The 15,380-nt window shown below is 33.6% G+C and carries 11 protein-coding genes; 2 read left to right on the forward strand and 9 right to left on the reverse strand.

What is annotated here, in order from left to right:
• Positions 1-46: 46 nt before the first annotated feature.
• From GBO31_RS07560 to GBO31_RS07600, 9 genes are all read right to left on the reverse strand, one after another.
• On the reverse strand, positions 47-667 hold the full coding sequence (locus GBO31_RS07560; protein WP_219007724.1) for a hypothetical protein: 621 nt from the start codon (positions 665-667) through the stop codon (positions 47-49).
• Positions 668-757: 90 nt separating this feature from the next.
• Positions 758-1,732, reverse strand: coding sequence for a hypothetical protein (locus GBO31_RS07565; protein ID WP_219007725.1), 975 nt, complete (start codon positions 1,730-1,732; stop codon positions 758-760).
• Positions 1,733-1,921: 189 nt separating this feature from the next.
• Entirely contained in the window at positions 1,922-2,332 is a 411-nt protein-coding gene (locus tag GBO31_RS07570; protein ID WP_219007726.1) for a phage holin family protein, read from the reverse strand.
• Positions 2,325-2,753, reverse strand: a complete 429-nt coding sequence (locus tag GBO31_RS07575) for a TIGR02594 family protein (RefSeq protein ID WP_219007727.1) — start codon at positions 2,751-2,753, stop codon at positions 2,325-2,327. The genes GBO31_RS07570 and GBO31_RS07575 overlap by 8 nt, the downstream gene beginning before the upstream one ends.
• A 695-nt stretch (positions 2,754-3,448) precedes the next feature.
• A complete protein-coding gene (locus GBO31_RS07580; protein WP_219007728.1) occupies positions 3,449-6,685 on the reverse strand; it encodes a M14 family zinc carboxypeptidase in 3,237 nt (1,078 codons plus the stop codon).
• A 267-nt stretch (positions 6,686-6,952) separates the two neighbouring features.
• A complete protein-coding gene (locus tag GBO31_RS07585; RefSeq protein WP_219007729.1) occupies positions 6,953-7,357 on the reverse strand; it encodes an SMI1/KNR4 family protein in 405 nt (134 codons plus the stop codon).
• Positions 7,358-7,359: 2 nt separating this feature from the next.
• Positions 7,360-9,942 (reverse strand): HNH endonuclease, encoded by a 2,583-nt coding sequence (locus GBO31_RS07590; protein ID WP_219007730.1) that lies wholly within the window; start codon positions 9,940-9,942, stop codon positions 7,360-7,362.
• Positions 9,943-10,079: 137 nt separating this feature from the next.
• Positions 10,080-13,514, reverse strand: a complete 3,435-nt coding sequence (locus GBO31_RS07595) for a hypothetical protein (protein ID WP_219007731.1) — start codon at positions 13,512-13,514, stop codon at positions 10,080-10,082.
• A 2-nt stretch (positions 13,515-13,516) separates the two neighbouring features.
• Complete coding sequence (locus GBO31_RS07600; protein WP_219007732.1) at positions 13,517-13,672, reverse strand: hypothetical protein; 156 nt, start codon at positions 13,670-13,672, stop codon at positions 13,517-13,519.
• Positions 13,673-13,961: 289 nt separating this feature from the next.
• Between GBO31_RS07600 and GBO31_RS07605 the strand changes: the two genes are divergently transcribed.
• Both GBO31_RS07605 and GBO31_RS07610 read left to right on the forward strand, forming a co-directional pair.
• Entirely contained in the window at positions 13,962-14,765 is an 804-nt protein-coding gene (locus tag GBO31_RS07605; protein WP_219007733.1) for a S24 family peptidase, read from the forward strand.
• Positions 14,766-14,957: 192 nt separating this feature from the next.
• Positions 14,958-15,380, forward strand: a complete 423-nt coding sequence (locus GBO31_RS07610; RefSeq protein WP_219007734.1) for a hypothetical protein — start codon at positions 14,958-14,960, stop codon at positions 15,378-15,380.

Below are 15,380 nucleotides of genomic sequence, written 5' to 3' on the forward strand. Positions count from 1 at the left end.
TTATCAGACCAAGTTTCTTTTTCTAAAACTTGGTCTGATAGTATAATCAATTTATTCGGACTCCAATACCAACATTATGAGTCACGGTTGAAAGTTGATTAAAATTCATTCTGTAGCTTATAAACCATTTTCCTTTTCGATTATACTGCAATCCCAAACCAATATTACTAAACCGTTCTTGATTTCCTCCAGCTTCTGCAAAACCATACAAACCACTGCGATATGTTTTTGGATGTTCTATTGTTGTAGTCGTTTTAATTTCGCGAGGTACTTTTAATTTGTAAGATAGACTACTAGACAGCAATTCTCCTTTTAATAAATTATAACTATAAATTTCCAAATCATCATTTTCTAAAGTATCCAGATACTCTCTGGCTTCTTCAAATAAATACAATTCTGTTGCTTTCGGTGCTTTCTTTGTCTTAATTTTGGATTCAGAAAATTCATTAGGAACATTTTTAGGCACATACACCGTTTTATATTTTTCAGTCTGAAGATAAAAAGTATCTATTTTTATCTGATAAATAGTATCACGTTCGATTGTAATCTTAGTGCTTTTTGATACTGTTTTTTGATCCGAAGCACATTGTTTTTGCGCTAATATGTATATAGATAATATTGCAATAATAAGTATCATCACCTTATTGCTGGACATTTTATACCACATTTTCCAAAAATTTTAAATTAGAAATTAACCAGGTTGAAATCATTCAACCTGGTTTTTTCATGATCTATTAGACCAATACAGCAGTACAGTTTAAATCACATTATCTAAAGCAATCTTCAAACTCTTAAGAGAGATTTGAGCCACTATTTTTCTAGGATTTGTTGCCGTAGTTAGTTGTAAATTACCATTTACAATATCTATATTTTCTATAGCACGATCTTTTATGGACGCAATTTCATCTACTCCTGTTTCAATATGTATTAACTCAAATTTTAAAGACACATCTTCCAGAAGCTTATTGGTAATTGGACCACTATATGATTGCATTCTATATCCCGTATAATTGCTATAAGAAACTGTTTCCTTTGTGGTATCTACAATTAAAGAGAGAGGATGCCTATTTGCTCTAATCTTAATTTTACCTTTGTTTTTAAAATAAGCAAATGCTCCTGTAGACGATGAGTATACATTTTTCACAAAGAAAAAACTTCCTAAGGATTTCCCATCAGTATCCAATAATTTATCCACTTCAATAAAATCCTTATCGAATGTAATTTCGTCTGCTTTTACATTTGCATAGGTTCTTACATCATGTTTTAAAACAGAATTCTTTAATGCTCTGTATTCTCCATCATTAATAGAAACTTTATTATTTAGTGCTGTAGTAATCGCGTTATTTCGAACAGGATTTAAAGACGCATCAGATAACGTGCTATCAACAGTGATATTTCCTCCTGTAGATGACAAGGAGGCTAATTTTTGTTTTTCAACAGTTGTAAAATCATTAGACGATAACCCTTTTCCATCTTCAGTCGTTACTTTATTGGAAAGTGCTTCTAACAATCCATTCACTTGATCAATATCCCAAAACTTAGGGATATTCAATGAATTACCGTTTGTAAATTCAATGATAACAGCTTCATCATTATCCTTTACTACTTTTTTAACCAGTTCTCCTTCATTCTTATGGTAAAAACCATCTATCAACTCCTCATATTGCTGTTCTGTAGGAATATCTCCAGTTTCGAAATATGATTTTAGTTCTTCTTTTGTTTTTATAGACATTCTTTATGTATTGTTTCGTTATTATATGTGGTTTGTAAAAACCACTACACTTTGATTCATTTCCATTTTAGAATAATCATATAATTATCCACGCAACCACCTGCCAGGTCTTGCATATTTGCTAATGCTCATTAAAATGAAATATTCTAAATCTACATCCTCAAAAGTGTAGTGATTATAATTATCTCACTATTTTTTTCCTTCTTTGGAGATGGTATTTATAGTTTCAGAAAGCCCTCCCAATTTTAGCATACTTACTAATGCTTTAAAAAGGTCTATACCATAAATTTTATTGAAGTTTTCTAAAATTGATTTTATCTCTGTAATGGCAATAAAACCAGCAATTATTCTAAGAAAAGGAACTTCATTTACAATAAAAGTTTCCAATAAAAAAGATGCTAGAATTACCAAATTATAGATAAAAAACTTAGAGATCGTATTACTTATTCGTTCACTACTTATAGGAACTTTGTTTTTATAGGAAGCATACGAACCAGTAATGAAATCTACCAAAATTAGGAAGACCATAGTCATCATTACCCCATTTACGGGTGATAGGATCGCAAGTAACCAAAATAATATATTTATAATTTTATCCATTTTTAGTTAATTTTTTATACTCTAAAACTCGATTTTTAGGATATGCTTGAATACATACCTTATTGTTTTGATTTCCTCCAAGAACATATACAAATCCCTTCGTTTCTTTAATAAAAAAACCAACATGGCCTTTCCAACTGGTTCGGCTTTCTCTCCATAGAACGACAACATCTCCCACACCTGGAGTGTTTGTAGATTGTCCAACATTGAGCCAACTTCTAGCATTAAGCTTACCAGAATAGGAATAACCAGATTTTTTTGCTACCCAATTAGCAAATGCACTGCACCAAGCAGTTTCATCATGCAATTGAGCGCCATCAAAGCCAAGTTCATTAAAATAGGAAATGATCTGTGGATGATCTTTGGAGCCATTAATCTCCGTAACGCCATACTGAGATAGCGCCATTTCTAAAATATTCATCTGTTTTTTATTTTTTTAGTTTATTTGACTATCATACCATCTCTAATATTAAATTACCCAGTTAAAATGTGTCTTTTTGCACTCTACTTCAAAATAAAAATGACTCGTAGCTATGGCTATGACTAATTTTTCTTTTTACTATATCACAAAAATCCATTATTTCCCTTTTGTATAATTTAATATCAGAACTGGCATCAGATGTAATTTGCCATAAACTATGTAGCTATCTATCGACATAGTAGTCATGGCTTATTTCACATGTTAAAAATGTTTTGATTACTTCCACGTAAATAATTATGTTCAAAAAAACATCTAATACACTCCGAAAATTGGTGATAGGTTTGCCTTTTTTTTGAATCGTTTTAATTACGTAGAACTTGGTTAATTGTACTTAAAAGAGTAAAGATTTTCAGGCTTAATTATAATACCTGCAGGAGCCTAAAAACCCTTTCTTTTTTTGTACATCATACAGTAAACTGTTAGCGTACTTTATTCATTGACATGTCATCAAAATCAATGATTTACAGTACTTTGAAAAGCGTATACAAAGATACGAATACACCAAGGTTTTAAGAAGAAAATTACCTATTAGCTACTGCAACTACGGGACAAAAAAAGGTCAAAATTCAAAAGAAAAACACTTTGAATTTTGACCTTTCTAAAAAAGATTTTTTTACTATTTACCTATAGCAAAATTATTGCACTACAAACCGTTCAATTCTTTTAGTAGAATTATCTCCAACTTGCAATAAATATAAACCGTTGGATAAGTTACTTACATCTATTTTTCCATTGTTAAATTTTGAATGTATTAGTTTTTGACCTGCATAATTATAAATCGTAATTTCTGTTTCTGAATCAGTAACTCCATCAATAAAAAGGGTTCCATTCGTTACAGGATTAGGATATAATCGAAGTTTTGTATTACTATCAAAGCTATCAGCATTACCAATAGTTGTTGAAGCTTTTGTACTACCAATATTTACTGTATAATCCTCTACCTCTCCATACGTAAATGTTTCACAAGGAGTTGCAGTAGCATTGTATTTCAAGGTTACTCTCATTCTAGTTGTTCCAGATAATGCGCTAGAAGGCACTGTGAAATCATAGGATTGATTTGCATCACTTCTGGTAGACTCTGACACGATTTTTTCTGAGCTTTCAAAAGTTCCACTTTTATCATAATCTATCCACACGTTCCAATATTCTGTATATACTGTACCGGTATAATTCAGGCTTAATATGATCGTATTTTGACCGTAGGCAATAGCTCCTGTTTGATTTGTAAAATCAGAATATCCAGTAGTTGCTGCAGAAACATTGTCGATTCCTCCTATACTTACATAATCAATAAATTCATCGTTCACATTATTCCCTTGACTATCACAATACGTGATGACTACTCCTGTTGTTGTAATAGTAACTTCATTACTTTCGGTTGAGCTATTACCAGCTGCATCTTTTGCTATCACCACGAATGTGTAGGTTGTATTAGGGTTTAGTCCACTTACGGTAGTGTTTACAGAGCTTGAAGTAGCAAAAAGTGTTGTTCCTTGATAAATTTCATATTCAGACACTCCAATATCATCGGTAGATGGGTTCCAAGATAAATCTACTGTAGTTCCTGTAACATTTGATGCTGTAAGATTGGTTGGTGCAGAAGGAGCTTGTGTATCTGGTATGCTAGACATAATTGCAAAATCATCAATTGCTATATCACTTCTGAATCCATTTCCTGTTGTACCTTTAAACTGAAACTCAATTACTGAACCTGCATACGAAGACAAATCTATAGAAGCCTGATTCCACTGATTTCCTTGACTTCCATTTATTGTCCATATCGTTGTATAACTTGCTCCTTCGTCAGAACTGACTAGGACTTCTAAAGATCCCATATTCGTACCGTTCATATGATAGGCAAACTCTAAAGTGGCACCACTTAGGTTCCCTAAATCTATACAAGGACTATTTAACAAGGCAACTTTTCCCGGATATCCACTTCCATTCCCAGAAGCTTCTGTGAACAGATAAAAAGATCCTTCCTGAGCAGAGGATGGTCCAGTACCATTCGACGGAGTCCCATTACTATCTCGTGTCCAATTAATATCATCATTATTGGCATTTACCCAAACACCCAAATTAGTTTCAAACCCTTCTGTATATGGGAATGTATTAATTCCAGCACAAGCTGGAGTTACGGTTGTCGTAAATGATATTGCATCACTATACGGAGATGTAGTAGCTCCAGAACAAATGCTACGAACTTGGGCTTCATAAGTAGTCTCTGATGATAATCCTGTGAGCGTAGTTGTATTTGTAGATAGGTTGATTACTGTCCAATTCGTAGTTCCTATTTCTCTATATCTAAGATCAAAAGTAGCTCCGGCACTGCCCGTCCAGCTTAAACTAGCACTACTAGACTGCACTGCAGATGCTGTTAATCCTGTTGGCGCTACTGCTCCAATCGGAGTTAGCTGCACATTTTGAATAACCGCTTGATCATCTGCAATCACAACATTTGTAATGGTTTTAGACTCATAACATTCTGCTTCATAAAGTACATCATATACTCCAGCTTTGATTGGTCTATAATAATCCCCTTCCGGCAATTCTGTAGGAGTCCAAGTCTCATAATTTTCTTTTCCAACTACCGTTATTTTAGCATCAATAGCCTGATTAGTCACAGCATCGGTGACAACACCTCGAATTCCATAATTGACTTGTTTCAAAAATCCGATAAGTGCTTCCTGATTATAATTCCAAAAATTGACTAATTGATTTGCTGGTGGAGCTTTTGTATTGGAAAGCTCTACTGTTACTTCTCTTCCTTTCTGAAAATACACCTGATAATCCTGTCTTCCTCCTTGTACTTCAAACCAAGCATATCCATTTGTAATTCCATTATTTAAAGCATCAAAATATCCGTTAGGACTATTTTCCTGGCAAAAATCTCTGTACTCTTCAGAAATATGAATGAAATAATCTTCATCTGGATGCGCTCCAGCGTAAGTATCCCATGGATAATTAATAAGTTCAATCCCTCCATGAAAATTTGCAGATAACACAAAATGTTTGGAATCGGCAAAGTCCATAAAACGCTGCGTTTCTACTTGATAACTATTTCCATCTGGATTAGGTCCATCGTCTGGATCTGGATAATTTCTATTCAGATCTACATTATTTGCATTTCCTCTTGTAGCATTAGCTACTGAGGTATTACTAGCGCTATTTCGATAGGTTCCATCTGGATTAGCCAATGGATTTATCCATACTTCGTTATTATCTAATAATTCTTTTATTTCCAGATGTCTTGGGTGCGAAGTATCGTTATAGGTGTTCAATAAAAAGTCAATTAAATTAAGCATCATTGGGTATCCTGCGATTTCATCTCCATGCATAGAAGAAGTATACATCACTCGCGGTTCTTGCTCATTGGCAGCAACATTATCCGAAAGTTTCACAAAAAGTATTGATTTATCACCTTCTGTGGTGGTTCCAATATTTTCTACCTGGCAAATAGTAGGATTATTACTTGCAAACTCATTCATCATACTCACATAATCCGCGTAGGTTGGATAAGCTGTTAAGGGATACGTAGCTGCTTTTACCGAAAGGTCGGATGTCATGGTTCGATATCCTATGATATTTTCTTCTTTATTGACCGTAAACGGAATATTTCTTTGCAAAAATTGCTCAAATTGTGATCGATCTGCCATGAGTTTCAAAACTCCGGTTATTTCATCATAATGAATCATGGAAACACCTGGAGTAATGGACTGGATCTGTAGCGGGTTTTTTACGACTATATCAAATATTACCTCTCCTTTTAGATTTAAATACTCAATAGCCTGTTCTTTTGGAGTTTGCTGTGCAAATGCTGGATAACTTAGGATCATACAGACCCATAAGATAAACGGTAGTGTTTTCTTCATGGTTTTAAGAGAATTTGTGTAAGTTCTGCTTTGGTTAAGAAGCAGTGTTTAATTTTAAATTGGTTTAATCATCCTAAAGATAGGATAAAAAAAGTCAAAAATCGCTCAACAAAATTCAATCTTTTCAACTACACACACCCCACTAAATCAATAGATTAACTATTAAAACCATTCATTAACAGCTATAAAAACAGCCATCAATCAAAGGGAAATATCATAAAAAAACCGCTCTATTAGAGCGGTTTTTGAGACTATAATTTTGTTTTATTACAGCTCTTGTTCTTCACTTAAACCTTTGATAAACTCTTTAAAAGAGTTAGCTAGAAAATTAGTTTGACCATCGGAATAGGTTATATATATTTTACCGTTATCCTTTTTGTTCAAAGCCATATAAATAAACCCTCCTGTACTGTAAGCAAAAGGAATGGATTGATCTGGTAAAAATTCCGATAATGAATCTATATCATCTTCCACTTTATGATTCCCGTATTTAATAGATCTAAAGCCATCAATTGGATATCTATCAAAATAAACATCATTTTCTGGATAACCTCCATTAAACACTAACATATGATTAATGTACTCTTGCGGTAGTTTAACATTATATTTTTTCTCAAAAACTAAAATATCTTCTGGAAATAACTTTTGTTTTATATTTTCAAATCCTATCATTCTTACAAATAATTTTCAATGTTTAATAATTCTGTAAATTGTTTTGCAGATCCTAAATGCGTTAAGGTATCTCGATGAGCAGTACTTAAAACAAGTTGCATAGTGCACTCTAGGTTTTCATCTAGATCATCTAAATGATGCCAGGTAAACTCTTCATTTATTCTTTTAATTAATTTACGATCTGTGATCCCCATTTTTTCAAAGGCTAACGCAAAATCTGCATCTCTTGAACCTGTAACTTTTATTTTTACTTTTCCAAATTTATCATTTCCTTTATACAAATACTCAATCAGCCCATCAAAATCTGGAGAAGTTCCACTCTTGCTAATTGGTATATCGTATCCTTTATCAATAGCACTTTGACGATTGTATTTTCTTGGATTAGATTTAAGATTTTTTTTCATCAAGGATATCAACCTCCTTCTTTCTTCCAATGATTTATTAATAAACTCCAAAAATTTCGGCACATCATCCGGCAAACCTCTAAATACAATCTTACCATTACGATCCACTACATCTAAGGTTTTTGTTGCTCTTGGTTTTCTTTCTACTTTTAGTTTTTTCTTTTTAAGAATTGAAAGCATTTCTTCATTTAATCCAGAAGCAATTTCATCCAAACGCTGTTTCAGTTGGTTTCGATTAACTCCTGCTTTTTTATTAAAATCCGTTAAAGCATCAAAGAAATTCTGAAATGGTCCTTCGTAAATAACATCTCCATATTGGGTTACAACCGCTCTTTCCGTTCCATTGAGTAGGGTTCTAGCAATATCTACTCCTAAATCCTTTAGTGCTCTTACCAAACCTTTAGCAAATTGGGCATAAGCATCTATTTTCTTCCCCACTTGCAAAACCTCATCCAACCATTTTCCTAAATCATCTAAAAGCTTTGGAAAGTTGTTCAGCTGTTTTTGTATTTCTTTGATAATGGTTAAAATGCCATCAATAGTAAATTTGATAGTCCTTTTGGTTGCGCGATATACGCCCCTAACTAAACTTTTATACGAATCTGCAGCCAGTTTTAAGGCAGTTCCTACTGTTTTTGCACCTCCTGTAAGTATTGCAAAAACTACTTCTTCGATAATAAATCCAATTAAATATCCTATTCCATACCCTAATTTATCAGAAGAAATAGATGGTGGAGACGTCAGGAATTTCACAAAAAGCCCAATCATAAACTTAAAGAACGCTTTGATATTTTTTAGCGTAAATAACTTCGCAGTCGTTTCCATGGTATTTTCGAAAAGCTCTACAAATAGGCTAAACATGGATGCCGGAGTTTTGGCTGTTTGCTCTTGTGCTTTATTGATCCCAATGACAATCTTGCAGATCAAACCAATTAGATCAAAAATTCCTTTGATTACATCAACTAGACTATTGATCAATCCTACTAAAAAAGAATTTAGAAAAATGAAATAGCTTTTCGTAAAAGACAATATCTGTGACGCTACTTCTTTTAAAAAGGATTTCCCTTCATCGATAAAATCAAAAAGAACACTTACTTTTTCTTTTACAAAATCACGAATTAGCTGAAATGGTATTTCATCAATTCCTGTTTGTAACTGACTTTCTAAAGCATCTAACTTTTGGGTAAATCCACTTAATAATTGATCATAATCGGTCTTTTCATTTACTATTTCTAATTTTTCTATCAATTCAAAACCTGGAAGTATTGGACTATAGGTTTTTTCTGGATTCCCATCTTGATCGTAAGCCTTCCAATATTTATTTCCAATTTTTAGATTATCTTCAATTCCTTTAGCAACTGCATCCATCGCATCTGCTACTTTTTCTAAGGCAAAATTGGCAGGAATATTTACTACTTCAATCCCTTTTTGAAATACATTTCGAATTAGGTAAAAAATACTGTCTTTATCTTTTACATGATCTTCTAATACTTCTTTAACTGCTGAAGAATTAACACCGATTTCAAAGGTTTTGGTCAATTTCGCAATGTCATTGTATGGAATATCGGTACTTTCAGTAATAGCTTCACCTGAATTTACACGAATTACAGAACCAAAGGTGTTGTAAGCATCATCTTTTTCTACAAACATGACAATCTCATTTGCACCAAACTGATCAATTTTCTGATAAGCACGTTCTAATTTTGCTCCATCTTTGGTAACAAATAAAATAACGGACAATTCTGAACCCTGTAATTGTTCGTTTAACAAGGTTAGATCTGGTGGAAACTTTTTCTTATTCCCCGTTCCTTTAGCAGTGACTACTACCTCATCTAAAATCACAATTTCAGGATTGAAAACGAAATAGTTTCCTTTAAACTCAAACACTTCTCTTTGCGATGAAAACCCAACAATATTTCTTATTTCTCCCGTAGAAGAAAATTGACCGAATTTCTGCAAATATTCTTTTACAAAAAGATCAGAATATTCAATTCCAGAAGTCGTAATTCTTGCGTAGGAATCATTATTCTCATCTAATGTAACTTGTTTGTAAATAAGGACTTCTGAAAATAATGAATTCGATTGATCTAATACTTCAATTTGATCGTTGAAAACAGTTATATTGGGAAAGGGTTGATATTTTTTATCAAAATTCCTAACCCCATAATCATATGCATACATACTTATTTTCTTTTGTATTAACACTTATTTTAAGGCATACAGCATCCCTATCCCCAAGAATAGGGACACTTGTATGCGATGAATAGCAAACCATTTTTCAGGTTTTATAATTCATCATTCCTTTATAATTGTTGAGATTATGAAACTGCCGTTTCTCCAATAATATCAGCACCCACTCCTTGTGAAGTCTCGTTTCCACCAATAAGATCATCTGTTTGCTGGATAGGATTACGATCAGAGTCAAACTGAGTCCAATCTGCACACTCATCATCACATGGTAATCCTTCAACATTTAATCCTATAGACCCAGCTTGAATTACTGTAAGTGAAGTTGGCACTCTAGTTTCCCAGGTTTCTTCTACCACGCTTTCAGGATTACGTAATTCCTCCACGATAGATACAAACTCTGGATCATCAATTGTTGGTACTTGACCACCATTCCAGATTTGTCCTGTAGCGAGATACCAGTTGACCATTTCTTCGAATCCTGGTCTCACTGTTACAATAACTCTCGCCATACCACTTTGTAAGAAAGCTTTAAATAATGGATCATTATTTTCAATAATGTATCGCTTTGACCAATTATTCTTACTTGCCCAATAGAACGGATAAAATTGATAGCTCATAATATCCCATTCGAAAGCTTGTTCGAAGAATTTTACTTTAGCAGCATAAGCATCTAATCGATCGTTGGTATGATCTGGACGATATTCATCTAGCTTATTCTGGTTACCGGTAAACATATTGAGTCCCATATTCTCATGACCTAATAAATATGTGACGCAATTTTTACGTAAAACAGTCTTCTCAATTTGACGATAAAATCCTGGATTGGTTTTAAAAGTATCTTCTTGTAATTGTTTCTGTTCTGCTAATTTTTCTTCATATTCTGCTAACTTTGCTTCATATGCTTCGATAATTTTAGCAAAAGAATCCATTTGCCATTGCTGTTTAGCTTTTTCAGTTAAAACACATCTAGCAACAACGTTTACACGAATCCCTCCAACATCTGAGCCTATTACAGAAACTCCTAGTTCATTTTCTATTCCAGTAAAATAAAATGTTCTTCGCTGATCCCAATTTGCTCTACCCGTAACTCCGAAATTCTGATCTCCTACAGAAATTGTTGCATAACTTAGCTCAATTCTGTTCGGGACAAAAACATAACCACCATTCACATTAGCTCTTGTAGCCTTATAACCTTCTGGAATTCTGAGACTAAAATCACTTGCTCCAGGATAGTTATGAGCGCTTAAATAACTGGTTCCAGTCACACTGAATGAATCAGAAACATTTATTTCATCCGAAATACTATCAACTTCTACATTGTAGATTCCAGCCCAATGTGCTAGTGTATTATTAGTGATTTTTCGAAAATCTTTTAGATTCATTGATCCTGATGCTGTTCTTGGATCTAAAGGTTTTACCAATACTTCTGAATCGCTATCCCCTTTTAGTTTCACCGCTAAATCGTGAAAAGCAGCTGGCTCAGGAACCATAAACTCATACATTAATCGCTTCCCATAATTTAGGATTCTATTATTGTAGATTTTATCAACCCATCTGTATACCCCAGAAATGTGTTTGTCTCCTTTTCTGTTATCGAAGCCATGTGAACTATTTTCTTCGTATTCTTCAATTACCTTAGTAACTCGTTCTTCTCTTACTTTTTGAACCACACGATCTAAAGCTCGTTCAGTAATTTCTCTTGCCTGACTCACAGCTTGGATATCAGATTCTTCTTTGCTTGTATTACTTGCAAAACTTGCGTTAGCACTAGCACTAAAACCAGCATTTGAATAGGATACTCCAGCGGCAGCAGAAAATGATCTATCTTCAGCAAGAACGGAAGCAACTTCTTGATTCATCTCAAAACGACTGGTAGAAGTAGTTTCTGTTAACGTTTCTAATTCCTGCTCTGTAGCAACTGTAACAGTATCTTCTTGTCTTCGTAATCTTCGGGTAGATTTCTCCTTGTACTCGCGTGCCATAATATTCTCGATATGAGAAACTTCCCCAGGCACATAACAGCAAACCTCTTGTTCTACTTTACGATAGTCAGCAATTCCTAATCGTTGAATTCCAAAACCATTCGGCGCTTCATCTACAGGATTACCAGAATCATCTCCTCCTGAAACAAGGCTTAAAGAACCTATAGCACACTGTGTTGGTGTAAAGTTCTGGATATTGAATTTATATTTCGCACCATTTGAGAATGTTATATTCCCTTTAAAATTGCTCACAGGTTTATCTATTACAATACCGGAGTACAGACTCAATGAGATACTGTTATTCAACTTTCGTTGTCTAAAAAATCCATTGGTATTAGAGGTCCCATCAGCAAAATTCATATGATATAGAGTACTAGTTACATCTAATGATGTATCTGGAACTTTGATCGTCATGATTACAGAGTATCTGTTGCTTCCAACTTCTCCCAAAGAACAACAACTAAAGGTAAATGCTTGTCCAGGATTGATTTCAGATACCGGTAAAGTAGCTCCCAACACACTTACTTGCTTGGTTCCCGATGAAGTATTTTCGGAAATAATCGTATCATTTTCCATGATTTCATTATTTATTACTTCCTTTACTTCTTCTAATGAATCAACTGCAAAATCTGTTACTAACGAATCAATATAGCTTTTACTTTTATCTCCTAATAAAGCCAACACCTTTGGATCTTCCAACTCATTAGATGTTGTAAAATCATATTCTGGAATGATCAGGTTGTCATATTCCTTAACCACAATGTTATTTCCAGATTCTGGATCTTCAATTATTTTATCAATAATCGTAGCATCTTTATACGCTTTAGAAATCAATCCATCATAATCTTTCTGATAAAGTTCTCTGGCTTTCTGACTCTCTTTGGCATATACTATTTCTGCGCGTTCTACCTCTTTCAAAATTAAGTGAAGCTCTTCGTTTTTCTCTATAGCCACGGCTATATCCATTTCTTTCTGAAAATCTTTTTCCATCACTACTGTAGTGGGAAGAGGGCCAGATCCATCTCCATCATCATCATTCTGCTCAAACAAAGATTTATCAATAATCACCCGTGATTTTGCTATTTTTCGATAAGCTTCATCTGTTTTTTCCAATCGTACGGAACGTTTAATGAAATAATCTGCTACGATAATTGAAAGTAATAAATCTCTTAGATACGGTGAACCGCCTGTAAGGATACTATTATGTAAATCATCCCAAACTGATTTTAAAGCTGAGTTTGATAAGGTTTCACCTGCTACATCAATAACTTTGGCATCAGTTTCTTCAACTGTTAATTTGGTTCGATTTGTAATTAACCATTTTGCAAACTCCGCTAAATCCGGGAATGCTTTTTTAACGTCTTCAATAGTTCGAAACTTCGGAATATATACTGAAGTGGGATTTGCCACTTCTGGAGCAATATCTGCGCTATCTTGAGCTCTCACAACCGCTTCTATTGCAGTATCGGTTTGGGAATCTGGATAACTAATAAATCCAACTCTTTTTTCCTCATCTCCAATTAGCTCAGCAGAGCGCATAGTAACAAATCGATACAGTGTATTCTTAATGTTTTGACTCATGTTTAGTCTTTTAAAATATTATAAATTGTTTTTTCGGAAATGAAAAGCTGTTCAATCAGCTCTTCAACGATGACTTTCATTTGTTTTTCTGAATTGTTTTGAACATAATTCTGAACAAACTGTTTACGCTTTTCTAATAACAGTTTACTTCTTTGCATAGGTCTTTTATTTTAAAATTAGACACAAAAACACCCCCCTATTCAAACAAAAGTTTGAATAGTTACCCGTCTAAAGTGACTTTAGCACGACGTCTTATACTATTTCACCTGAAAATGTTGCAATAAGATTAATACAAATGTTTGATTATGAATTCTTTTTCGTACTTTAGCAGCTAATTACAGTACAAATATACAACATTTTACAGAAAAACACAACAAAATACAGAAATATTCCGTAAAATGTTTAATTTTGTTTTCATCATATGTTTTTAACAAAAAGAGTGGGAAAATGGTAGAAATCGACACAAAAATAAGGGAAATAATAGATTTTTTCGGATTAAACAATCATTCTTTTGCCAAACGCATAGGAGTCACCAGCACAACTATAGACAGCATTACCACAGGAAGACTACAGTCAGACGGGTCTAGAAAAAGAACTAAACCTGGTTACGATTTATTAGAACGTATGATCGATGAATTTTCTATAGATCCAGAATACCTTTTTGGTAAGAGCAACCAAATTTTAAAACAAAAACAACAAGAAATTACAACATATGGTGGAATTCCTCAAGTTGTTGCTGTAAATCAAGAAGGAGATGAAAATGTGGTGTATGTACCTATCAAAGCTCGAGCTGGTTACTTAGATGGATATGGAGATACTGAATTCATAGAAACGCTCCCTTCCTTTAATATGCCGCATCTTACAAATGGAACTTTTAGATGTTTTGAAGTACAAGGGAATTCTATGGTTCGTACTTTTTTTGATGGAGATTTGGTTTTTGGTAAATATGTCGAAGATTTACAAGACATAAAAGACGGCAGAGTATATGTAATTGTAAGCAAAAATGACGGTATTGTATTGAAGCGTGTGATTAACCGAATTGAAGAACGTGGTAAGCTTATTCTAAAATCTGACAATAAGGATGGTAACTACCCTACCTATACTATTAATTCTGAAGAAATCATGGAAGCCTGGTATGTAACTATGTTTGCTTCCAAACAAATGCCAGAGCCTGTTGATGTTTATGACCGATTACATGATTTAGAGACTAAAATTGTCTTATTAGAAGAAGAATTACGCAGGACTCATTAGATAAAGATCGGGCACAACCACCGTAGCTATAACCCGATCTCACGTAAAAAAACCTCACAATAAAGACTTTTATACTTATATCTATCCACTCTTTTGTCTTTCTTAAAATCAAAAGGTTAACATTTATACTGTATATTTATGGAATATTTTTTGATGCATCTTTTTTCTACAAAATCTGCTAATCTTTGAAGTATGAAAAATTCTAAATTTTTATTCTGTGTAATATGCCTTATTTGTATTCAAATGTTACATGCTCAATCTATACAACATCCTTCTTTAACTAAGAAAAAAGCCATTCAAAAAACGTTAATTATAGATTCCATACCGGTTTCTGTAGCCAAGAACTATCAATTAACGGGAATCAGCAATGATAATGTAGACTACCGATTGTTTTTTGGTGCCTCAAGAATTTCTGACTACCCAGTTTTTGGAATCTCAAGATCTCGTCCTTTTGTAGCTGTAACTAGAAATGCATTTACACACGAATTCCTATTTGATCCATTCACATCTTATTCTGTAGATCGAAGAAATTGGGATAATCCATACAACACTTCTTCTCTTGGTGCTGGGATATTAGCAGGCAGTTTACAATTATTATCTAGTTTTTTTAACTAA

The organism is Aquimarina litoralis (assembly GCF_019295435.1).
GTDB lineage: Bacteria > Bacteroidota > Bacteroidia > Flavobacteriales > Flavobacteriaceae > Aquimarina > Aquimarina litoralis_A.

Bases quoted from the DNA above. Each gene is read 5' to 3' on its own strand.
- GBO31_RS07560 (WP_219007724.1), bottom strand. From the start codon at position 667: ATGTGGTATAAAATGTCCAGCAATAAGGTGATGATACTTATTATTGCA.
- GBO31_RS07565 (WP_219007725.1), bottom strand. From the start codon at position 1,732: ATGTCTATAAAAACAAAAGAAGAACTAAAATCATATTTCGAAACTGGA.
- GBO31_RS07570 (WP_219007726.1), bottom strand. From the start codon at position 2,332: ATGGATAAAATTATAAATATATTATTTTGGTTACTTGCGATCCTATCA.
- GBO31_RS07575 (WP_219007727.1), bottom strand. From the start codon at position 2,753: ATGAATATTTTAGAAATGGCGCTATCTCAGTATGGCGTTACGGAGATT.
- GBO31_RS07580 (WP_219007728.1), bottom strand. From the start codon at position 6,685: ATGAAGAAAACACTACCGTTTATCTTATGGGTCTGTATGATCCTAAGT.
- GBO31_RS07585 (WP_219007729.1), bottom strand. From the start codon at position 7,357: ATGATAGGATTTGAAAATATAAAACAAAAGTTATTTCCAGAAGATATT.
- GBO31_RS07590 (WP_219007730.1), bottom strand. From the start codon at position 9,942: ATGTATGCATATGATTATGGGGTTAGGAATTTTGATAAAAAATATCAA.
- GBO31_RS07595 (WP_219007731.1), bottom strand. From the start codon at position 13,514: ATGAGTCAAAACATTAAGAATACACTGTATCGATTTGTTACTATGCGC.
- GBO31_RS07600 (WP_219007732.1), bottom strand. From the start codon at position 13,672: ATGCAAAGAAGTAAACTGTTATTAGAAAAGCGTAAACAGTTTGTTCAG.
- GBO31_RS07605 (WP_219007733.1), top strand. From the start codon at position 13,962: ATGGTAGAAATCGACACAAAAATAAGGGAAATAATAGATTTTTTCGGA.
- GBO31_RS07610 (WP_219007734.1), top strand. From the start codon at position 14,958: ATGAAAAATTCTAAATTTTTATTCTGTGTAATATGCCTTATTTGTATT.